Source organism: Micromonospora sp. NPDC050397 (assembly GCF_044901685.1).
Classification (GTDB): Bacteria; Actinomycetota; Actinomycetes; order Mycobacteriales; family Micromonosporaceae; genus Micromonospora_G.
Genome location: NZ_JBJDPS010000004.1, coordinates 302,925 through 323,302, shown reverse-complemented (window position 1 = coordinate 323,302; position 20,378 = coordinate 302,925). Strand labels below are relative to the sequence as shown.

Below are 20,378 nucleotides of genomic sequence, written 5' to 3'. Positions count from 1 at the left end.
CCCGGTTGATCTTTCGGTCGGTCAGGCCCCGGCGAGTGTCTCTGTCAGAGAGCCGGTGAAACGGGTCAGCCTCCGCCGGACGGGTCAACCTCCGCCGGGTCAGCCTCCGCCGGACGGGTCAGCCCCGGACCACCAGCAGTGGAATCGTCATCTCGGTCGCGGTCCACGAGCCGTGGTACCCCACCAGCTTCGCCTCCAGCGGCGCGTCGGTCCGGCTCGCCAGCACCACGTACGACTCCCGGCAGCAGACCACCACGTCACCGATCCGGCTCAGGTGCGCCTCCGGCACCGGCCCGAACCAGCCGGCGCCAACCGCCTCGGCTCGGGACGCCACCCACGCCGCCGGGCCGAGCACCTCGGTCCACGCGGCCAGCACGTCGTCCACCGCACCGGGCTCGGTGTGCAGGTAACGAACCCGTGGCTCACCGGCGACCACCCGTACCCCGGCCCGAAGCCGAGGATCGAGGTCGAGGTCGAACCTCCGGTCCGGCGGCACGTTGAGCTGCCCGTGGTCGGCCGTGACCAGCAGCGCGGCATCGGCCGGCAGGCCGGCGACCAGCCGGTCGAGCAACCGGTCCAGGTCGCGCGCGGCGTCCCGCCAGCCGGCCGAGTCGACCCCGGTCAGGTGTCCACGCTGGTCCAGGTCCGGGTGGTAGCCGGAGACCAGGGCGGGACCGGGGCCGGCGGTGAGCGCGGCCAGCATCTCGGTGGCCAGGGCGTCCACCCCGGCCGCGCCCCGGTAGTCACCGCCGGAGTTGGCGGCCAGCGTCAGCCCGCTGCCGGCGTACTCGGGGCGGCTGACCACGGTGACGGTCACCCCCGCGGCTCGGGCCAGTTCGAGCTGGGTCGGCAGCGGCTGCCAACGCCGGGGTTCCGGGTCCGGGGAGCGCGGGTCGGCGGTCGGGCCGGACCAGTTGATGTGGGTCAGCACCCGGTCGGTGCCGGGCACGTTGACCCGGAAGCCGAGCACCCCGTGCGCGCCGGGTGCCGCCCCGGTGCCGAGGCTCACCACACTGGTCGGCGTGGTCGAGGGGAACCCGCTGGTCAGCGGGCGGGCGGTGCGGGCCGCGAGGTCGGCCAGGACCGGGGCGTACCGGGCCGCGGTCGGCACCTGGTACCAGCCGAGCCCGTCGACCAGGAGGACGGCGACCCGGCGTACGCCGGACAGCGGCCCGACCAGGCCCAGCGGATCGGCCGCCCCCGGCACCCCGAGCACCGCCAGCGCGCTGGGCAGCAGGTCGGCCAGGCTGTCGCCGCCGTACTCGGGCCGGACCAGGTCGAACGGCCCGGTGGCACCGAACGGGCCGAGCGGAACAGCGCCGGCGGGCGGGACGGGGCCGGCGGGCGGGACGGTCATTGCGGGCGGCGGGCGAAGAGGTGCAGTTGGGCGGCGACGTCCCGGTACGGTGGCCGGGCCGCCGCGCTGATCTCCAGGTCGAGCAACGCCTGCGGGTCACCGTCGGCGACGGCGGCCGGGATCAGGTCGGCGAAGACGCGTACGCCGTGGGTCTGCTCCACCCGCAGCCCGGCGGCGCCGAGCAGCGCGGCGGCGCTCTCCGCGTCGTAACGCCGCCGCAGCGTGTCCCTCGGCCCGGCGCAGCCGTCCGGGTCTGCCAGGAGCGCGGCGGCGACATCGAGGTGCCCGTTTGTCGCCCGGCTGAGTACGGCCGCCGCCCGGCTCGCCACCAGCACGCTCGCCGCGCCACCGGGACGCAGGGCGGTCGCCAGCGCCGCCACCACGTCGGCCGGGTCGTCCACCACCTCGAGCACGGCATGGCAGAGCACCAGATCCGCGCTGGCCGGTTCGACCAGCCCGGCGAGGGCGTCACCGTCGCCCTGCACGGCCCGGATCCGGTCGGCCACCCCCGCCTCGGCCGCCCGGCGGGTCAACGCGGCGAGCGCGTCCGGGCTGGCGTCGACCACCGTCACCAGGTGTCCCGCCTCGGCCAGCGGTACGGCGAAGCCGCCGGTGCCGCCACCGACGTCGAGTACGGTCAGGGTGCGCCCGGCGAGCCGGTCGAGTTCGCGGCGCAGCACCGCCCAGACAACGGCGGTACGTGGGGCCGGATGCGGTCCGGATGCTGGCGCCGGCCGGCCGCGCGTCGCGCCGGACCCGATCTGTGTTCGCTCCACCCGGACGAGCCTAGGCCACCCGGCCGCCAGACCGACCGGGAGAATCCGCCCCGCCCCCGCCGGCCGTCCCCGGGTGGGCCGGCACGGGCCGGTACCGGTCGCCCCCACGGCCTGCCGCGCGTCGGCCGGTCCGGGTCAGCGGAAGTCGCGGGAGGCGGGCGTGACCGGCGCGGTGATCGCGTCCAACCGGTCGGCGAGCAGGTTCGTCACTCCCTCGGCCCGCTCCAGCCGACCCCGGATCACCAGCGCGTTGCTGGTCCGGGCCACCTTCCGGTAACGCTGCCACAACCCCGGCGAACAGATCACGTTGAGCATGCCGGTCTCGTCCTCCAGGTTCAGGAAGGTGACCCCACCGGCGGTGCCGGGACGTTGCCGGTGGGTGACGATGCCGCCGACCCGGACCCGGCGGCCCGCCTCCACCCGGGCCAGTTTCGCGATCGGCACCGCGTCGAGCGCGTCGAGCCGGTCCCGGACGAACCGGGCCGGGTGGCTCTCCGGGGAGAGACCGGTGGCCCACACGTCGGCGACCAGCCGGTCCACCGCCGCCATCCCGGGCAGGGTCGGCGCCACCACGCCGGTCACCGTGCCCGGCAGCCGACCCGGTTTCTCCTGTGCCGCCGCGCCGGCCGCCCAGAGCGCCTCCCGCCGGGTCAGCCCGAAACAGGCGAAGGCGTCCGCGGTGGCCAGCGCCTCGATCTGCGCGGCCGGCAGGCCGACCCGGCGGACCAGGTCCGGCATGTCGGCGTACGGGCCGTGCGCGCTCCGTTCCGTCTCGATCCGGGTCGCCAGGTCGGCGCCGACGGTGCGGACCCCGGCCAGCCCCAACCGGACCGCCGGCCCGCCCAGCCCCCACCGGTGCGGCGGCTCGCCCGGCTCGCTGCCCCACCGGGTCTGCGGGGTGGACTCCAGCACCGCCTGCGCGCCGCTGGCGTTGATGTCCGGCCGGCGCACCTCGACCCCGTGCCGGCGGGCGTCGTCGACCAGGGTCTGCGGCGAGTAGAAACCCATCGGCTGGGCGTTGAGCAGCGCGGCCAGGAACGCCGCCGGGTGGTAGCGCTTGAGCCAGGAACTGGCGTAGACCAGGTAGGCGAAGCTCATCGCGTGGCTCTCCGGGAAGCCGAAGTTGGCGAACGCGGAGAGCTTGAGGTAGACGTCGTCGGCCACCTCGCCGGTGATGCCGCGCTCGGCCATGCCGACGTAGAGGCGGTCCCGGATCCGGGCCATCCGCTCGGTCGAGCGCTTCGACCCCATCGCCCGGCGCAACTGGTCCGCCCCGGCCGCGTCGAAGCCGGCCAGGTCGATCGCGAGCTGCATCAACTGCTCCTGGAACAACGGCACACCGAGCGTCTTCTCCAGCGCGTTGCGCATCAGCGGGTGCGGGAAGGTGATCGGCTCCTGCCCGTTCTTGCGCCTGATGTACGGGTGCACCGAACCACCCTGGATCGGGCCGGGCCGGATCAGCGCCACCTCGACCACCAGGTCGTAGAAGACCCGGGGCTTGAGCCGGGGCAGGGTGGCGATCTGGGCCCGGCTCTCCACCTGGAACACCCCGACCGAGTCCGCCCGGCAGAGCATGTCGTAGACCTCGGGGTCGTCCAGCGTCATGGCGCTCAGGTCGAGGGTGGTGCCGATCATGTCGTACGCGTAGTGCAGCGCGGAGAGCATGCCGAGCCCGAGCAGGTCGAACTTGACCAGCCCGGCGTTGGCGCAGTCGTCCTTGTCCCACTGCAACACGGTGCGTCCGGGCATCCGCCCCCACTCCACCGGGCAGACCTCGATCACCGGCCGGTCGCAGATCACCATGCCGCCGGAGTGGATGCCCAGGTGCCGGGGAAAGGTCTGCAACTCGTTGGCGTACGCGACGACGTGCTCGGGGATCTCCTCGACGTCCACGCTCGCCACCGCCCCCCAGCGGTCGATCTGCTTGCTCCAGGCGTCCTGCTGCCCCGGGGAGAAGCCGAACGCCTTGGCGATGTCCCGCACCGCCGACCGGGGCCGGTACGAGATGACGTTCGCGACCTGCGCGGTGTGCTCCCGGCCGTACTTCGTGTAGAGGTACTGGATCACCTCCTCGCGCCGGTCGGACTCGATGTCCACGTCGATGTCGGGCGGCCCGTCGCGCTCCGGGGCGAGGAAGCGCTCGAAGAGCAGGTGGTGGCGGACCGCGTCGACGTTGGTGACCCGCAGCGCGTAACAGACCGCCGAGTTCGCCGCCGAACCGCGCCCCTGGCAGTAGATGTTGTTCCGCCGGCAGAACGTGACGATGTCGTGGACCACCAGGAAGTAGCCCGGGAAACCCAGCTCGTCGATCATTCTCAGCTCGTGTTCGAGCTGCTCGTACGCCCTCGGGTGGGCCTCGGGTGGGCCGTACCGCTCCAGCGCGCCGTCCATGGTCAGTTCGCGCAGCCAGCTCATCTCGGTGTGCCCGGCCGGCACCGGGTGGGCCGGCAGGTCGGGTGCGACCAGTTGCAGGTCGAAGGCGAGTTCGGCGCCGAACCGCGCGGCCCGCGCCACGGCGCCGGGATAGGCCGCGAACCGGGCCGCCATCTCGGCTCCGCCGCGCAGGTGCGCGGTGGCCGCCGCCGGCAGCCAGCCGTCGAGTTCGTCCAGGCTGCGCCGGGCCCGTACGGCGGCCAGCGCGGTGGCCAGCCGGCGCCGCGACGGGGTGGCGTAGTGCACGTTGTTGGTGGCCACGGTGGGCAGCCCGGACCGGGCGGCCAGGTCGGCGAGGGCGTCGTTGCGGTCACCGTCGATCGGGTCGCCGTGGTCGGTCAGCTCCACCGCCACCGTCTCGGCGCCGAAGAGCGCGGTCAGCCGGTCGAGTTCCCGGGCCGCCGCGTCGACCCCCTCGGTGAGCAGCGCCGCCGGCACCGGCCCCTTGCGGCAGCCGGTCAGCACCAGCACGTGGCCGCGCAGGTCGGCGGCGATCTCCTCCAGGTCGGCGGCGACCGGGTGCCCGGTGCCGGTGATCCCGGTGCCGGTGGTCCCGGTGCCGTCCGCGCCGGTGCGGTGGGAGCCGTAGACCGGGCGCCCCTTCTCGCCGCCGCGCAACTGGGCCCGGGCGATGGTCCGGGCCAGTCGGGCATATCCCTCCGGGCCGTGGGCGAGCACCAGCAGGTGCCGGCCGAGCGGGTCGGGCTCACCGTTCGCCGGTCCGGGCAGGCCGAGCGAGAGTTCGGCACCGAAAATGGTGGGCAGGTGCAGCGCCCTGGCCGCCTCGGCGAACCGGACCACGCCGTAGAACCCGTCGTGGTCGGTCACCGCGAGCGCGGTCAGCCCCAACCGGGCCGCCTCCTCGGCCAGCTCCTCCGGGTGGCTGGCCCCGTCGAGGAAGCTGAAGTTGGTGTGCGCGTGCAGTTCGGCGTACGGCACCGTGTCGTCGGCGGGCGTGATCGGCCGCGCCGGTGTGGTGTAGCGCTCCCGGCGTCGGCTGCTCGGCGCCTCGTCGGCGAGCGGGTCGACCACCCGCAGGTGACCCGCCGCGTCGTCGGCCGCCCCGCCCGCGCGCCGCCCGGAGAGCGTGCGTTCCAGCTCCGACCAGGGCATCTTCGGGTTGTGGAAGCTCACCGCAGCCCACCACCGTGATCGGTCATGGGTCGCCCACCACCGTGGTCAGTCATAGATCGCCTCCACCGCCCACCGGCCCCCGGCGAGGGAGAGCAGCAACGCGCCCCCGTCGACGAGCCGGACCTGGAAGCGGGCCCGCCGTCGGGCCTCGGCCGGCGCCCACCAGCGCTCGTCCAGCGGCCAGGGCCCGGCCCAGCCGACGATCTCCACCGGGGCGGCCGTGCCCACCACGAGCCGGGCCGGGGCGGCGCTGACCTCCAACCTGGCCGTCACCGCGACCGGTACGCCCGCGCCGTCGTAGACCTCGGCCGGCACCGGCGCGGGCAGCACCACCGCCGGCGCCGGCGGCGGCAACCGTCCCGGCCAGGGCGGTGCCGCCGGGCGCCCCGGAATCCGCTCGTCCCCCCACGGCACCAACCGGGCCTGGTCGGCCGGGGAGCGCCCACCCCCGAGCACCGCGGTGAGCACCGCGTCGGGACCGAGAATGCCCTGCACCCGGCTCAACGCCCGGTCTGCCCGCTCCCGTTCGGCACCGGTCTCGCCCCACAGCCCGGGTTGGAGGGCGGCCTGGGCGAGCAGCCCGTCCGGCACCAGCCGCAGCCGGATGATCCCCGAGGTGGGGCGGGGCGGGACGGGACGACCTCCGGCACCGGGACGCCGGCTGGTCCCGGAGAGCCAGCCGTCGAGTTGCCAGCGGACCCGGTCGGCGATGGCGGCCGAACTGAGCAGCCCGTCGTGCCGCCAGACCCGGTGCAGTTCCTGGCCGTCCGCGGTGACCGCCTCGATGCCGAGGCGGGTGCAGGCCAGGGCGTGTCCGGCAAGGGTCTCGTGCAGCCGCTCGGCGAGGGCACGGGCGGCGAACGCGGCCGCGTCGACCCGGTCGAGCGGTTCGTCGTACGTCTCGGTCACGGCCAGGTCCGGCGGCGGGCGGCGGACCGCGAGCCGCCGGTGGTCGTGGCCGGCCGCCAACCGGTGGGCGAGCGAGGCGTCGAACCCGAAGCGGGCCAGCACCGACCCGGCGGGCAACGCGGCAAAATCGGCCAGGGTACGCAGCCCGAGCCGGCGCAGCAGGTCGGTCAGGGTCGGTCGGCCGAGCGCCTCGACCGGCAGGTCGGCGAGGAACCCCGGGCTGCCGCCCGGCGGGACGACCTGCCCGGTACGCGCGGCCAGCCCGGCGGCGAACAGTCCGTCGGCGATGCCGATCTGGCTCTCCACCAGGCAGGTCTGGGCAACGTGTTCGACGATCCGTTCGGCGGCCCGCTCCTCGCCGCCGAAGTAGCGGGCCGGGCCACGGGCGACGAGCGCGCAGGCGCCCGGCCGGATCACCTCGACCCCGGCGGCCACCTCCTCGACCGCGGCGACCACCGTCTCGAAGGCGCGGGCGTCCCGGCCGGGGTCGTGGTCGACCACGAGCAACTGCGGGCAGCGGCTCTGCGCCTCCCGTTTACGCAACCCGCGCCGCACCCCCTCGGCCCGGGCGGCGGGGGAACAGGCGTGGACCCGGTTGGCGTGGAGCACGGCGACCGGGGCCGACGCCGGCACCCCGTCGACGATCTCGGCCGCGACGACCGGCCAGTCGGGGCACCAGAGGAGCAGCGTGCGCACCGGTGCCGACCGCCCGGCGTCCCCCGTCCCGCCCGCCATCGCACCTCCTCGACCAGCCCCGTCGAGTCACTTTAGAACATGTGTTCGATTCCCGTTCGATCGGGTCCGACCAGGGTGAGCGCGGTACGCCGGCCGACCGCACCCTCCGGCCGGGCGGCCGGGGACGCTCCGGTGGTACGGGTGCCACCGGCCGACCTGACCGTGCGGGTGGCCTCGTCGCCCGGCATCCAGACCTTGATCTCCTTGGGGCGGGCGGCGGCACCACGTCCCCGGGCGGAGACGGTCACCTCCCGTCGGCGCAACCTGCCCCGGCCCTGCCCGAGCCCCTCCCACGCGCCACCGACGACCTGGAGGGTGACGTCGGCACCGGCCCACCGGCCGTACGAGACGAGCACGCTGCCCCGCTGACGGGCCCGGGCAGCCAGCCGATCGGTGACCGAGGCGCTGACCGTGCCGGGCACCGCGATGACGACCACGTCGACCCCATCGATCAGGGCCGCGACCACGGTCGCCCACTCCGGACCGGGGTTCGGCACCAGGGCGAGCCGGTCCAACGCGATGCCGAGTTCGGCAGCCGCGCCCACACCGAGGGTCGGTACGCCGACCACCGCGCACCACGAACCGGTGCGGGACGCCTCGGCGAGCAGTGCCAGCAGGAGCGAGGTGCCGCCACTGCGGGCCGGCTGGGCGGCGCCGACCGCGACCGTGCTGCCTCGGCGCAGTCCACGGTTGGGCAGCAGGCCGATCAGTTCGGGCAGCACCGGCAACGTCCGGTGGGCGGCGGCCGCGTCCGGGGCGCTCGCCGGCCGGACCAGGTCCGCCAGCGCGGTCGACCCGACCGTCATCCGGCCCGCCATGGGCTCACCCACCCCCGTCCGTATCCATCTCACCTAGCCGCACCAACGGAGTCGCCCGGTCAGCGGGGCGGAAGTCGCCCCGCCCGGGTCAGGCGGCGAGTCCGTCGAGGGCGGGCTGGTGGGACAGGCCGAGCGCGGCCTCGACCACGGCCACGAACTGCTCGGCCGAACGGAGCAGGTCGTCGGCCTCCCGGGCGGTCACCACCCGGGGTATGCCCGCCTCGGCGGCGGCCCGCTTGTTGGCTCCGGTGGCGAAGTAGGTGGCCCACTCCCCCATCTCGGGGGCGACGAGCACGAGCAGGGCCCAGACGCTGGTGACCCGGTTGCGGCGAGTGGGCGCGGGGCGGGCGCGGGCGGCGAGCATCGCCGCCGCGGCACGCAGGGCGGCCAGGTGCGCCGCCGCGTAACGCAGGCCCTCGGGCCGGGTCTGGGCGGCCTCCGCCAGTCCACGCCGGGCGATCACGAGCAGTTGGGCCGGGGTCCGGTGCGGCAGCATGTGCGCCGGCACCGTGGGCACCTGAACCGGGCTGGTCGGCATGGGACTCTCTCCTCCGCGTCGCCGCCACGTCGCCACCGACGGGCCGGAGCCCGGATGGCCACGCACTGTTCGAATAGCCCGCTGCGGAGGAAGCGCACCGGTGGTGCCGGCCGGATGTGGGTGCTTCCCCACACCGCACCCGGCCGGCTGAACCGGCTGGGTCACCGCCCGCCGCCCGGGGGTCGTGGGCGGCGAACGGTGAACCTGCCGTGGTGGCCCGGACTGGTCTGCCCGGAGCCCGCGCGGTCCGCGGAACCGCGCGCCGGGAGCCACGCCGCGAACGTCGCCCCCGACCGCCAGAACGCCCGTACGACTCAATCGAACACGCGTTCTAACTACCGATGACAGTACACCGCGCCCCCGACAAAAACGCAACCATCGCCGTGCCGCCTCCGCCCGACCGAGATCCACTGGTCGGACACCGAAGGACATCGGGCCACCTGGATCGATCACCACTGCGGCCACACCCTCCGCCCGGACCGGCGCCGAGGCGCGGACGACCCGACCACAGCGCGCTTCACGACCCCGCCGCACCGGCTTCACCTGCCCTTCCCCTGATCAGCGGGAAGGCTGGCTAACCTCCCGAAAGTTGATCAATTCGGTCCAGCGGGCCGACCCTCACCCGGACCCGACAGGTCCACCCGATCCGTCCCCGGTGATTCACCGGCACCGCCGTCCCGGGCGGTGTTCGACGGGCGCGCCGGCACCGACTCCGTACGGATCGGTGCCGCGAGCGTGGACCCGCCGCCGATGCCACGGCGGGTCCACGCGGTGCGTCGAACCCGCCGGCACGGTCGCCGCGTGACCACCGGCGGTGGCGGCCGTCGCCGGAGCGGGGCCCGAGCCCGACCGGTCGCCACCGGTCGGACCCCGCGCACCGGAAACCTCGGGCCGCGAACCGGAGACCTCGGCTGCGAACCGGAAACCTCGGGCCGCGCACCAGAAACCTCGGGCTGCGAAGCCGACACCGGCCTGGAGGGAGAAACCCGCAGGTGGAGCGGGACAGCCGGCGGACGGGCACGAACCCTCGGCCGACCGCCCGAAGGATGGGAGTAACGGGTGGGTGGCGGGGTGGGTACTGACGTTACGCCGGTAACCTCAGCCGGTGACAACTCGTAACCCGGGGCTCGGCGTACTGATGGTGCTCTCCGCGAGCGTCCTGTTCGCGGTCAACGGGACCGTCTCGAAACTGGTGCTCCGGGCCGGTGTCGAGGCACCGCAGCTCACCCTGATCCGGGCGGCGGGCGCCTTCGCCGGGCTGCTGCTGCTGAGCGTGCTGCTGCGTCCGGGCGTACGCCGGCTCCGGGTGACCGCCCGCGACCTGCCACTGCTGATCGGCTTCGGCCTGGCCGGGTTCTTCCTCACCCCGATGCTCTACTTCACCGCGATCTCCCGGTTACCGGTCGGCATCGGGCTGCTGTTCGAGTACACCGCCCCTCTGCTGGTCGCGCTCTGGGCCCGGTTCGGCCAGCACCAGCGCGCCCGACCCCGGCTCTGGCTCGGCCTGGCCGCGAGCCTGGCCGGACTGGCCTGCGTGGCCGAGATCTGGGGCTCCCTCGAACTGGACGGGCTGGGCGTGCTCGCCGGGCTCGGCGCGGCCGTCGTGCTGGCCTGCTACTACGTGCTCGGCGCGCGGGGCGTGCAGCAGCGGGACACGCTCTCCCTGACCACCTGGGCGTTCGGCGCCTCGGCGGTGGCCGGACTGGTCACCCGGGCGGTCACCGTGGGCGGCGGCGGTTGGGAGCCGCTCGGCGAGCGCAGCGGTGGCGTGCCGGTGGCGCTGCTCTGCGCGTACGTGGTGGTGCTCGGCTCGATCGTGCCGTTCCTGCTGGTCTCCGGTGCGTTGCGGCACCTCCCCGCGACCAGCGTCAGCATCCTCGGGATGGCCGAGCCGGTGATCGCCTCGGCGGTCGCCTGGCTGGCCATCGGCACCGGCGAGGCGCTCACCCCGGTCCAGATCGCCGGTGGGCTGGTGGTGCTGGCCGGCGTGGCCCTGGCCGAGACCGCCCGCCTCCCCTCCCCCACCCAACCCTCCGCCCCACCCCCACCCCCCGTACCCCCGGTCGTTGACCATGAAGTTGTCCCCCTCGGACCTCCCGGTCCACCGCGATAACTTCATGATCAACACACCGAGGCGGGGGTGGGTCAGGTGGGTTTGATGGTGGCCAGTTGGACCAGGAGCTGGACCAGGGAATATGCCTGGGCCATGTCGGGGGCGGTGAAGGTGACGGTGCGGGCGCCGGGGGCGCGGGACACCCCGGGCACGAGCACGGCCAGGTCGACGGTGTACGGACCGTAGAGGTCCACCTCCACCGCCAGCGGCCCGGCCAGGGTGAACGGACGCACCCGCTCCCGGTCGGCGACCGCCGCGCCGGCCGCCGCGCGCAGAAGTTCCCGGGCCTCCTCCGGATGGATCGTCTCCGCCGCCGCCTGCCCCAGCGCGAACTTCACCGGCACCGCCCGCGCCTGCGGCACCAGGTCGGTCAGCTCCGCGCACGCCACCTCGTCGCCGGCCACCAGGACCACCGGCGCCCCGTGGTGCCCGGCCATCGCGGCGTTGAGCCCGATCTCGCCCAGCGAACGGCCGTTGACCCGTACGTCGAGCACCGCGTCGCTCATCGTGTGGGCGAGCACCGCCGGACCGCTCCCGGCCCGGGCGTGGTAGCCGACGAACAGCACCGCCGACGTGTCCCCGTCCAGCCCGCCGAGCATGCCGAGCGGCCGGGGCCTGCCCCGGACCAGGCGGGCCCGCCGGTCGAGTTCCTCCGGCAGCAGGTTGCGGAACGACCCGTGCGCGTCCGCCACCCGCACCACGGCATCCGGCTCGGCCTCCAGGACACCCTCGACCACGGCGTTGACCTCGGCCGTCATCAACCGTCGGCCACGTTCGTAGTCGTAGCGCTCCGGGTTGGTCTCGCTCGGGTGGACGATCCCGGCGACGCCCTCCAGGTCCGCCGAGACCAGTACCCGCAGTGGATTCCTCATCGGGCCAACATAGATCCGTCCACTCCGACCGTCCGCCCACGACCACCCGGAACGGGGGGCTGACGGAGGGTAGGCGGACCGGCTGGGCAAGATAGGGGCATGCAGCTACATGCCAATGTACGGGCGGTGCAGGAGACGCTGGACCAGGCTCGGGCGCTGGACGGCTCCGGTCGCCCGGTCCAGGTCCGGATCCTGCCGGACGCGGTGCACACCGCCGCCGCGGCGGCGGCCGCCCTCGACATCGAGGTCGGCCAGATCGCCAACTCGCTGATCTTCGACGCGGACGACACCCCGCTGCTGGTGCTCACCTCGGGCGCGCACCGGGTGGACACCTCGCGGCTGGCCGCCGCGCTCGGCCTCACCGCGCTCAGGCGGGCCAGCCCGGAGTTCGTCCGACGACACACCGGTCAGCCGATCGGTGGCGTCGCCCCGGTCGGGCACCCCGCCCCGGTCCGTACCCTGGTCGACATCGCGCTGGACAAGTATCCGGAGGTCTGGGCGGCCGGTGGCGTGCCGCAGGCGGTCTTCCCGACCACGTACGCCGAACTGCTGCGGATCACCGGTGGCAGCGCCGCCGAGGTGGCGTGAACCCGGTTCCCGACCTCGTCACCCTGCACGTCTGGCGGACCCCACGCCGGGCGCTGCCCCGGGTGCTGACCCGGATGGCGGTCGACCGGCGCCGGCTGCGGGCGACTCCCGGCGTACGGTTCGGCAAGCTGCTCGGCACCGGCACCGGCACCACCTTCGGGCCGGGTGACGCCGACCCGACCCGCTGGGCCGCGCTGGTGGTCTGGTCCGACCCGGACCGGGCGGCCGATTTCGACGACAGCCCGGTCGGTCGGGCCTGGGGCCGGATCGCGCTGGCCGGTGCCCGCCTCGACCTGCGCCCGCTGGCCAGTCGGGGTCGCTGGGCCGGCGTCGAACCCTTCGGCTCCCCGACCAGCCTCAGCCGACCCGACCCGACCATTCCCACCAGACCCGACCCGACCAGCCCCACCGGACCCGCCCCGACCAGCCCCACCGGACCCGACCCGAGCGCCCGGTCGGCCCGCGTGGACGGGCCGGTGTTGGCGTTGACCCGGGCCCGGTTGCGCCCGAGCCGGGCGGCGACGTTCTGGCGGGGCGTCCCGCCGGTCGTCGCGGAGCTGGACCACGCCCCGGGGCTGGTCGTCCGGCTCGGCGTCGGCGAGGCGCCGCTCGGCTGGCAGGGCACGGTGACCGTGTGGCGCAGCAGCACGGACCTGCTCGACTTCGCGTACCGTCAGCCGGAGCACCGCCGCGCGATCATGCGCACCCCGACCGAGCGGTGGTACGCCGAGGAGCTCTTCGCCCGGTTCGAGGTGCGGGCGGTGCGCGGTGACCGGGACGTACTGGACTGGACCGGTCACGATGACAACTCAGAGTGATGATTGCCGAGAGTGACGATGGCGACGAGGAGCGGGCAGGCATGAGGCTGGTGCCGTGGCAACCGGACGATCTCGTCCGGCGGCTGGACGACGTGGTGACGGTCTACGGCGAGGCCATGGGCTACCGGCCCGAGCTGCTGGAGGCTCGGCGGGGCTACATCGCCACCCACGTACGTCGCCGTGGCTTCCGGGCGGTGGCCACGCTGACCAACGACGGGCGGTTGGCCGGCTTCGGTTACGGCTACCACTCGTACTCCGGGCAGTGGTGGCACGACCAGGTGTACGCGGCGCTGCCCGACGACGCGCGCAAGACCTGGTTCACCGACTGCTTCGAGGTGGTCGAACTGCACGTACGCCCGGCGGCGCAGGGGCACGGGCTGGGTGCCCGGCAGCTCTCCGCGCTGCTCGGCATGGCCCGGGGAAGCACCACGCTGCTCTCCACCCCGGAGGCCGACGAGCAGAAGTCGCGCGCCTGGCGGCTCTACCGGCGGTTCGGCTTCACCGACGTACTGCGCGACTTCCACTTCCCCGGCGACGAGCGCTCGTTCGCCGTACTCGGCCGGGAACTGCCGCTGACCCCACCCGACCCCGACCCGTCCGCACCGACCGGAGCCACCGGACCAGCCGGAGCCACCGGACCCGGGCAAGCGGACCAGGCAGCCGGTTAGGCAGTCGGAGGATCGATTGGACCGCAACCGGTTGCGCTGGCTGCCGCTGGTCGTCCTGGTGCTGGCGCAGATCGGCTACCCGCTCACCGAGGGTCAGGACCGGGCCCGACTGACCGTGGCCACGGTCGCGCTGGGCTACCTGCTGTCGGTCGGGCACGCCCTCTCCACCCGGGGTCTCCGGACCGCCGCCGTGCTGGTCCTGGTCACCACCGGCGGCGGCTGGGCGGTCGAGGCGCTGGGCGTGACGACCGGTTTTCCGTTCGGCGACTACCACTACTCCGGGCAGCTCGGGCCGAAGCTGGGCGGCGTACCGCTGGTCATCCCGCTGGCCTGGACCTGGATGGCCTGGCCGGCCTGGCTGGTCGCGGCCCGGCTGGTCCGGCCCGGCGCCGGTCGGGTGGCGCTGGCCGCGCTCGGCCTGGCCACCTGGGACCTCTTCCTCGACCCGCAGATGGTGGCCGAGGGCTACTGGACCTGGCACCGGCCGACCCCGGCCCTGCCCGGCGTGCCGGGCGTACCGGTCGGCAACTACCTGGGCTGGCTGCTGGTCGCGGCCGTGCTGATGACGCTGCTGGCCCGCCTGCTCCCGGCCGGAGCACAGCGGGACACCGACGACGCCCCGATGTACGCGCTCTACCTCTGGACCTACGCCTCCAGCGGGCTCGCCCACGCGGTCTTCCTCGATCTTCCCGGCTCGGCCGTCTGGGGGATGCTGGCCATGTCGGTGGTCGCCGTGCCACTGGCCGGCGCGCTGCTGCGGGCCCGGCAGACCCTGGGGGTACGCGCATGAGCGGCGGAACCTCCCGGACGCCCCGGTGAGCTGGGCCGACACCGGACCGCTCGGGGTCCTCGCCGTGCTGGTCGCCGCGCTGACCCTGCACAGCCACGTCAACGCCACCCGCTGGCTGCGCCGTACGCCGCGACGGGGCACCCTGGACGAGCCGGTCTCGGTGCTGTTGCCGCTGCGCGACGAGGCCGACCGGCTCACCCCGTGCCTGCGGTCACTGCTCGACCAGCGGGGCGTACCCGGGCTGGAGATCCTGGTCCTGGACGACGGTTCCACCGACGGCACCGCCGAGGTGGTGCGCCGGGTCGCCGCCGGTGACCCGAGGGTGCGCCTGCTCACCGGCGCGCCACCGCCGGCCGGCTGGCTCGGCAAGCCGTACGCGTGCCAGCAACTCGCCGACGCCGCCGCACCCGACTCGACCGCCCTGGTCTTCGTCGACGCCGACGTGGTCCTGCGCCCGTACGCGGTGGCGAGCGCGGTCGGCGCGTTGCGTACGGCGCGCGCGGCGCTGCTCACCCCGTACCCCCGGATCGTCACCGGCTCGGTCGGTGAGCGGCTGGTCCAGCCGTTGTTGCAGTGGACCTGGCTGACCTTCCTGCCGCTGCGGCTGATGGAACGCTCGCCGCGCCCCTCGCTCGCCGCCGCCGGTGGGCAGTTCCTGGTGCTGGACCGGGCCGGTTACCGACACGCGGGCGGGCACGCCTCGGTACGGGACCGGATCCTCGAAGACGTCGAGCTGTCCCGCGCGGTCAAGCGTTCCGGCGGCCGAATCGCCCTCGCCGACGGCTCCGCGCTCGCCGACTGCCGGATGTACGTCTCCTGGGCCGAGTTGCGCGACGGCTACACCAAGTCGCTCTGGGCCTCGTTCGGCTCGCCGCTGGGCGCGGCGGCGGTGCTGGCGCTGCTCCTGCTGCTCTACACCGTGCCGCCCCTGGTCACGGTGGTGGCGGCGGTCGCCGGGGCCGGTCCGCCGGCCCTGGTCGCCCTCGTCGCCTACCTGCTCGGCGTCGCCGGCCGGCTGGTCACCGCCCGGGCCAGCGGTGGCCGGCGCTGGCCGGACGTTTTGGCACACCCGCTCTCGGTCGCGCTACTGGGTTGGCTGACCCTGCGGTCGTACCATCTGCGCAGGCGTCGACGGCTCTTCTGGCGCGGCCGACCGGTGCTCTGACCAGCCCCGACCGAGGAGGCGCACGGCATGAGTCGGATCGTCGTTGTCGGTGCCGGGGTCGGCGGTCTCGCCGTGGCGGCCCGGCTCGCCGCCACCGGGCACGAGGTCACCGTCTTCGAGCGGGCCGAGACGGTCGGCGGCAAACTCGGCCGCCACCGTCGCGAGACCCCGGCCGGTACGTTCCACTTCGACACCGGCCCGAGCCTGCTCACCCTGCCCCAGGTCTTCACCGACCTGTTCCTGGCCACCCACGCCAAGATCGACGAGTACCTGGACCTGGTGCCGCTGGACCCGATCGTGCGTCACCACTTCCCGGCGCACGCCGCCACCCCCGCGACCGTGCTCGAGTCGTGCGCCGAACCGGGGACCTTCGCGGCCCGGATCGGCACCGTCTTCGGCCCGGACGCCGAGGCGGACTGGCGGCGGCTCTGGCGCCGGGCCGGCCGGATCTGGCAGGCCGCCTGGCGGGACGTGCTGCGGGAGAGCGTCGACTCGCCGCTGCACCTGGCCCGACTCGCCTGGCGGCTCGGTGACCTGGCCGCCATCCGGCCCGGTCAGAGCCTGCGTGGGCTGGGCCGCGCCCACCCACGCGACCCGCGCCTGCGGATGATGCTCGACCGGTACGCCACCTACGCCGGCGCCGACCCGCGCCGGGCACCGGCCGCCCTCGCCGCGGTGCCGTACGCCGAACTGGCCTTCGGCGGCTGGTACCTGCGCGGCGGCCTCGGCTCGCTCGCCGACGCGTTGCTCTCCCGCTGCCTGGACCTGGGCGTGGTGGTGCAGACCGGCACCACGGTCACCGGCATCGACGCCGCCGGGGGCAGGGTCCACGGGGTACGCCTGGCCGGTGCGACCGCCCCGGCTCCGGCCGACGTGGTGGTGGCCAACGTGGACGCGCTGACCGTCTACCGGGACCTGCTCCCCCGCCCGGACCGGCTCGCCGGGCTGACCGACCGGAGCCTCGCCGGTTTTGTCCTGCTGCTCGGCGTACGCGGCGCGTCCGGGCTGGCCCACCACAACGTCTTCTTCCCAAACGACTACGACGCCGAGTTCGACGCGGTCTTCGGCGACCAGGGGCGGGGCGTGCCGGCCCGACCGGCTCCGGACCCGACCGTCTTCGTCAGCGTGCCCGACGACCCCGCCGTCCGGCCGGCCGGGCACGAGTCCTGGTTCGTGCTGGTCAACGCGGCACGGCAGGGCCACTCGCTGACCGCGATCGACTGGCGCCGCCCGGGACTCGCCGACGCCTACGCCGACCGGATCCTCGACGTGCTCGCCGAACGCGGTGTCGACGTACGTGACCGCCTGCTGTTCCGCGAGATCCTCACCCCGGCCGACCTCGCCGCCGCCACCGGCACCCCGGGAGGGGCGATCTACGGCACCGCCGGGGGTCTGCTCCGCCCGCCCAACCGGGGTCCGGTGCCCGGACTCTTCCTGGTCGGCGGCTCCACCCATCCCGGCGGTGGCCTACCGATGGTCACCCTCTCGGCCCAGATCGTCGCCACCCGAATCGGCCCCGCCTGACCCCACCCGGTCGCCCCGACGTTCGTCCCCCGTTCAGTCCAGGCAGAACTCGTTGCCCTCGACGTCCTGCATCACGAGGCACGACTCGTTGACGCCGTCGGCGCGCAGTAGGCGCACGCGTACCGCGCCGAGCGGGAGCAGCCGGGCGCATTCGGCCTCGAGCGCGGCCAGGCGCTCCTCACCCACGAGCCCGGTGCCGACCCGTACGTCGAGGTGCAGCCGGTTCTTGACGACCTTGCCTTCGGGAACACGCTGGAAGAACAGTCGCGGACCGACACCCGTGGGATCCACGCACGCGAAGGCCGAACCCTGACTCTCGGGCGGCAACGAGCGATTGAACTCTTCCCAGTCGGCGAAACCCGGCGGCGGGGGCGGTACGACGTACCCCAGCACCTCGCACCAGAAACGGGCGACCCGCTCGGGTTCGGCGCAGTCGAAGGTGACCTGGAACTGCTTGACCGATGCCATCGGTCCACCTTAGAGGCTGAGTCCTCGTCGTCGCCAAAGGCCCGCCCACGAGCCTCGGCCGTCAACCTGGGTTGACAGCCGGAGTTTGTCAACTTACCTTGACAGGGTGGATGACACCCAGGGACTCGCCACCGCGGCCGGGACGGCCGATCCGGCCACCGGGCTACGGGCGGTCGCCGCCCTCAGGAAGCTGGTCGACCGCCTGGAAGCGCTCCAGGTGCGCCACGCCCGGCAACAGGGTTGGGCGTGGCAGGCGATCGCGGACGCGTTGGGCGTCACCCGACAGGCCGTCCACCAGAAGCACGCCCGCCGGACGCGAGAGTAGGAGCACAGGCGATGTTCGAACGATTCACCAGTAACGCGCGCCGCGTCATCACCGGCGGCGTCGACGCCGCCGCCGAGGCCGGCGCGGGCAAGGCCGGACCGGAGCACCTGCTGCTCGGACTCGCCGACGACGAGCAGGGCCTCGGGGCGCGCGTCCTGGCCGAATACGGTGTCACCCCGGCCGTGCTGCGGGCCGCCTCGGCCGCCCGTCCCGGACGAGCCGGCCTCACCGACGACGAGATCAGCGCCCTGCGCTCGCTCGGCATCGATGCCGAGGAGGTGTTCCGCCTGGTCGAGGAGACCTTCGGTGCCGACGCCTGGGACGACCCGGACCCGGCCCGGCCGGCCCGGCGCCGGGGGTGGTTCGGCGGTCCGGTCGACCAGCGGGCCAAGAAGGTGATCGAGCAGGGACTGCGGGAGGCGGTCGCGCTACGGCACCGCTCGATCAACTCCGGTCACCTGCTGTTGGCACTGCTGCGGCAGGGCGTACCCGGGTCGATGTCCACGGTGCTCACCGAACACGGCGTCACGTACGACGACGCCAAGCGTCGCCTGGCCCTGGCCCGCCCCGAGGCGTGACCACGCGAGACGGCCGGACACGGTCGGACGGCCCCAAACCCCAACCCCACAACGCCACCCACGCCAACCCCAACCCCGTCAGAGCAGAGCCCGCCGAACCGCCCCCAACAACTGCACCAACCCGAACCCCGCCAACAGCACCCAAACCACGGCCACCACCGTGATCGTCCCCGCCGCCAGATCGAACTGGATCAACCGCGCCGCCCCCGCCACCACCAGACCGACCAACGCGACCAGCACCCGGCTCGGCCGCTCCCCCACGGTCACCGCCCCGATCTCCCGCATCCCCGCCGACACCGACCGGGCCCGGACGTACTCGTGCAGCCAGGACAGGGCACCGGCCGCCACGACCACCGGGCCAGGGGCGCCGAGCAGCCAGAACGCGATCAGCCAGGCGGCCTCCCCGACCCGGTCGGCGACCGAGTCGTAGACGTAGCCGAGCCGACTGGTCCGGCCGGTGACCACCGCGATCGCCCCGTCGACGCTGTCCGCCACCGCCGCCAGCAGCACGAAACCGGCCGCGATGAACGGCCCGGCCGGCTCCCGGAGCACCACCAGCGGGACAACGACACAGAACAGGGTGCCGACCACGGTCACCGCCGTGGGCGGCACCCGGAAGCGGCCGAGCAGGTGCCCGATCTGGTACGCGAACCGCAGCCAACCCTGCACCGTCGGCGCGGCGCGGCGCGGGTCGAAGTCACCGTGCAGCCGCGCCCAGGCGGTCGCGTACTCGTCCCAGTCCAGCCGCTTGCCCGCCACGGGTCAATTGTCGGCGTAACCGTGGGCCGACGCGACGGGCTTGCTCACACCTCGGCGCCGACCTGGAGGTTCTGCCAGATCTCCCGGGTCGCGGTGGAGCGGTTGAAGGTGATGAAGTGGACACCGGGCACACCCTCGGCGAGCAGCCGCTGGCACATCTCGCTGGTCTGCTCGATGCCGAGCGCGCGGACCGCGTCCGGGTCGTCGGCGACCCGGGCGAACCGCTCGGCCAACGCGGGCGGGAACGGCGCGCCGGAGAGCTGCTCGGAGCGCTCGATCGTGGTGATCTTGGTCACCGGCATCACCCCGGGCAGGATCGGGGTGTCACAGCCGGCCGCCGCGACCCGGTCCCGCAACCGCAGGTAGTCGTCGGCGTCGAAGAACATCTGGGTGATGGCGAAGTCCGCCCCGGCCCGGCACTTGCGGATGAAGTACTCGGTGTCCGTGGCCACGTCGGGCGAGCGCGGGTGCTTGTACGGGAACGCCGCCACCCCGACGCTGAAGTCACCGGCCTCCCGGACCAGCCGGACCAGCTCCTCGGCGTACAGCACGCCCTCGGGGTGCCGAACCCAGTCGCCGGTCGGGTCACCCGGCGGGTCGCCCCGGACCACCAACAGGTTGCGTACGCCCACCCCGGCGAGCCGGCCGACGATGTGGCGCAGCTCGGCGACCGAGTGGTTGACCGCGGTCAGGTGCGCCATCGGCAGCAGCGTGGTGTCGGTGGCGATCCGCTCGGTCACCGCGACGGTGGTGTCCCGGGTCGACCCGCCGGCACCGTAGGTGATCGAGACGAATGAGGGCTGGAGCGACTCCAGCTCGCGGATCGCCTGCCAGAGCAGCCGCTCGCCCTCGGGCGTCTTCGCCGGCCCGAACTCGAACGAGAACGACGGACGGGGTCCACGGACGAGGTCCCCGATCGCTGGTTGCGGATTGGGGAGGACAGAGGGAAGACCGAGCGCCACCGTACGACCTTACCGGCCGATCGGATCGAATATCCGTACCTTCCCATT

The 20,378-nt window shown here is 74.2% G+C and carries 19 protein-coding genes; 9 read left to right on the top strand and 10 right to left on the bottom strand.

Annotated features, from left to right (window positions below; translation table 11 throughout):
- Positions 1-118: 118 nt before the first annotated feature.
- The 6 genes from ACI2K4_RS17190 to ACI2K4_RS17165 all read right to left on the bottom strand — a co-directional run bounded on the left by ACI2K4_RS17190 (position 119) and on the right by ACI2K4_RS17165 (position 8,700).
- Positions 119-1,357, bottom strand: a complete 1,239-nt coding sequence (locus ACI2K4_RS17190) for an alkaline phosphatase family protein (RefSeq protein ID WP_404512381.1) — start codon at positions 1,355-1,357, stop codon at positions 119-121.
- On the bottom strand, positions 1,354-2,163 hold the full coding sequence (locus ACI2K4_RS17185; RefSeq protein WP_404512965.1) for a methyltransferase domain-containing protein: 810 nt from the start codon (positions 2,161-2,163) through the stop codon (positions 1,354-1,356). Before ACI2K4_RS17185 ends, ACI2K4_RS17190 begins: the two co-directional genes overlap by 4 nt.
- Positions 2,164-2,268: 105 nt before the next feature.
- Positions 2,269-5,700 (bottom strand): error-prone DNA polymerase, encoded by a 3,432-nt coding sequence (locus ACI2K4_RS17180; RefSeq protein ID WP_404512379.1) that lies wholly within the window; start codon positions 5,698-5,700, stop codon positions 2,269-2,271.
- Positions 5,701-5,745: 45 nt separating this feature from the next.
- Positions 5,746-7,344 (bottom strand): DNA polymerase Y family protein, encoded by a 1,599-nt coding sequence (locus ACI2K4_RS17175; RefSeq protein ID WP_404512377.1) that lies wholly within the window; start codon positions 7,342-7,344, stop codon positions 5,746-5,748.
- A gap of 32 nt (positions 7,345-7,376) precedes the next feature.
- Complete coding sequence (locus tag ACI2K4_RS17170; protein WP_404512375.1) at positions 7,377-8,162, bottom strand: hypothetical protein; 786 nt, start codon at positions 8,160-8,162, stop codon at positions 7,377-7,379.
- 88 nt (positions 8,163-8,250) lie between these two features.
- Positions 8,251-8,700, bottom strand: coding sequence for an SAV_6107 family HEPN domain-containing protein (locus ACI2K4_RS17165; protein WP_404512373.1), 450 nt, complete (start codon positions 8,698-8,700; stop codon positions 8,251-8,253).
- A 1,105-nt stretch (positions 8,701-9,805) separates the two neighbouring features.
- On the opposite strand from ACI2K4_RS17165, the gene ACI2K4_RS17160 reads away from it, so the two are divergent.
- Positions 9,806-10,813: an EamA family transporter gene (locus tag ACI2K4_RS17160; protein WP_404512371.1), complete on the top strand. Its 1,008-nt coding sequence runs from the start codon at positions 9,806-9,808 to the stop codon at positions 10,811-10,813.
- A gap of 32 nt (positions 10,814-10,845) precedes the next feature.
- Here the strand turns inward: ACI2K4_RS17160 and ACI2K4_RS17155 are convergent, their stop codons facing one another.
- The gene (locus ACI2K4_RS17155; RefSeq protein ID WP_404512369.1) at positions 10,846-11,685 is read right to left on the bottom strand and encodes a M55 family metallopeptidase; all 840 of its coding nucleotides are present in this window, start codon (positions 11,683-11,685) and stop codon (positions 10,846-10,848) included.
- Positions 11,686-11,784: 99 nt separating this feature from the next.
- Between ACI2K4_RS17155 and ACI2K4_RS17150 the strand changes: the two genes are divergently transcribed.
- Genes ACI2K4_RS17150 through ACI2K4_RS17125 form a run of 6 tightly spaced genes read left to right on the top strand, consistent with a single transcriptional unit; the run spans position 11,785 to position 17,238 of the window.
- Positions 11,785-12,273 carry a YbaK/EbsC family protein gene (locus ACI2K4_RS17150; RefSeq protein ID WP_404512367.1) on the top strand — a complete coding sequence of 163 codons (489 nt, stop codon included), beginning with the start codon at positions 11,785-11,787 and terminating at the stop codon, positions 12,271-12,273.
- Positions 12,270-13,091 (top strand): monooxygenase, encoded by an 822-nt coding sequence (locus ACI2K4_RS17145; RefSeq protein WP_404512365.1) that lies wholly within the window; start codon positions 12,270-12,272, stop codon positions 13,089-13,091. Before ACI2K4_RS17150 ends, ACI2K4_RS17145 begins: the two co-directional genes overlap by 4 nt.
- Before the next feature lie 41 nt (positions 13,092-13,132).
- On the top strand, positions 13,133-13,759 hold the full coding sequence (locus ACI2K4_RS17140; protein WP_404512363.1) for a GNAT family N-acetyltransferase: 627 nt from the start codon (positions 13,133-13,135) through the stop codon (positions 13,757-13,759).
- Between the two features lie 16 nt (positions 13,760-13,775).
- On the top strand, positions 13,776-14,549 hold the full coding sequence (locus ACI2K4_RS17135; protein WP_404512361.1) for a carotenoid biosynthesis protein: 774 nt from the start codon (positions 13,776-13,778) through the stop codon (positions 14,547-14,549).
- Between the two features lie 25 nt (positions 14,550-14,574).
- On the top strand, positions 14,575-15,714 hold the full coding sequence (locus ACI2K4_RS17130; protein ID WP_404512359.1) for a glycosyltransferase: 1,140 nt from the start codon (positions 14,575-14,577) through the stop codon (positions 15,712-15,714).
- A gap of 27 nt (positions 15,715-15,741) precedes the next feature.
- Entirely contained in the window at positions 15,742-17,238 is a 1,497-nt protein-coding gene (locus tag ACI2K4_RS17125) for a phytoene desaturase family protein (RefSeq protein ID WP_404512357.1), read from the top strand.
- 33 nt (positions 17,239-17,271) lie between these two features.
- On the opposite strand, the gene ACI2K4_RS17120 is transcribed toward ACI2K4_RS17125, so the two are convergent.
- Positions 17,272-17,706, bottom strand: coding sequence for a VOC family protein (locus ACI2K4_RS17120; protein WP_404512355.1), 435 nt, complete (start codon positions 17,704-17,706; stop codon positions 17,272-17,274).
- A gap of 106 nt (positions 17,707-17,812) precedes the next feature.
- Between ACI2K4_RS17120 and ACI2K4_RS17115 the strand changes: the two genes are divergently transcribed.
- Together ACI2K4_RS17115 and ACI2K4_RS17110 are read left to right on the top strand one after the other, a co-directional pair.
- A complete protein-coding gene (locus ACI2K4_RS17115; RefSeq protein WP_404512353.1) occupies positions 17,813-18,031 on the top strand; it encodes an RNA polymerase subunit sigma-70 in 219 nt (72 codons plus the stop codon).
- Positions 18,032-18,042: 11 nt separating this feature from the next.
- A complete protein-coding gene (locus tag ACI2K4_RS17110) occupies positions 18,043-18,609 on the top strand; it encodes a Clp protease N-terminal domain-containing protein (protein WP_404512351.1) in 567 nt (188 codons plus the stop codon).
- 78 nt (positions 18,610-18,687) lie between these two features.
- On the opposite strand, the gene ACI2K4_RS17105 is transcribed toward ACI2K4_RS17110, so the two are convergent.
- On the bottom strand, positions 18,688-19,368 hold the full coding sequence (locus ACI2K4_RS17105) for a CDP-alcohol phosphatidyltransferase family protein (protein ID WP_404512349.1): 681 nt from the start codon (positions 19,366-19,368) through the stop codon (positions 18,688-18,690).
- Positions 19,369-19,412: 44 nt separating this feature from the next.
- Entirely contained in the window at positions 19,413-20,330 is a 918-nt protein-coding gene (metF, locus tag ACI2K4_RS17100; RefSeq protein WP_404512347.1) for a methylenetetrahydrofolate reductase [NAD(P)H], read from the bottom strand.
- Positions 20,331-20,378 lie beyond the last annotated feature (48 nt).

Bases quoted from the DNA above. Each gene is read 5' to 3' on its own strand.
- ACI2K4_RS17190 (WP_404512381.1), bottom strand. From the start codon at position 1,357: ATGACCGTCCCGCCCGCCGGCCCCGTCCCGCCCGCCGGCGCTGTTCCG.
- ACI2K4_RS17175 (WP_404512377.1), bottom strand. From the start codon at position 7,344: ATGGCGGGCGGGACGGGGGACGCCGGGCGGTCGGCACCGGTGCGCACG.
- ACI2K4_RS17170 (WP_404512375.1), bottom strand. From the start codon at position 8,162: ATGGCGGGCCGGATGACGGTCGGGTCGACCGCGCTGGCGGACCTGGTC.
- ACI2K4_RS17165 (WP_404512373.1), bottom strand. From the start codon at position 8,700: ATGCCGACCAGCCCGGTTCAGGTGCCCACGGTGCCGGCGCACATGCTG.
- ACI2K4_RS17155 (WP_404512369.1), bottom strand. From the start codon at position 11,685: ATGAGGAATCCACTGCGGGTACTGGTCTCGGCGGACCTGGAGGGCGTC.
- ACI2K4_RS17150 (WP_404512367.1), top strand. From the start codon at position 11,785: ATGCAGCTACATGCCAATGTACGGGCGGTGCAGGAGACGCTGGACCAG.
- ACI2K4_RS17140 (WP_404512363.1), top strand. From the start codon at position 13,133: ATGAGGCTGGTGCCGTGGCAACCGGACGATCTCGTCCGGCGGCTGGAC.
- ACI2K4_RS17125 (WP_404512357.1), top strand. From the start codon at position 15,742: ATGAGTCGGATCGTCGTTGTCGGTGCCGGGGTCGGCGGTCTCGCCGTG.
- ACI2K4_RS17120 (WP_404512355.1), bottom strand. From the start codon at position 17,706: ATGGCATCGGTCAAGCAGTTCCAGGTCACCTTCGACTGCGCCGAACCC.
- ACI2K4_RS17110 (WP_404512351.1), top strand. From the start codon at position 18,043: ATGTTCGAACGATTCACCAGTAACGCGCGCCGCGTCATCACCGGCGGC.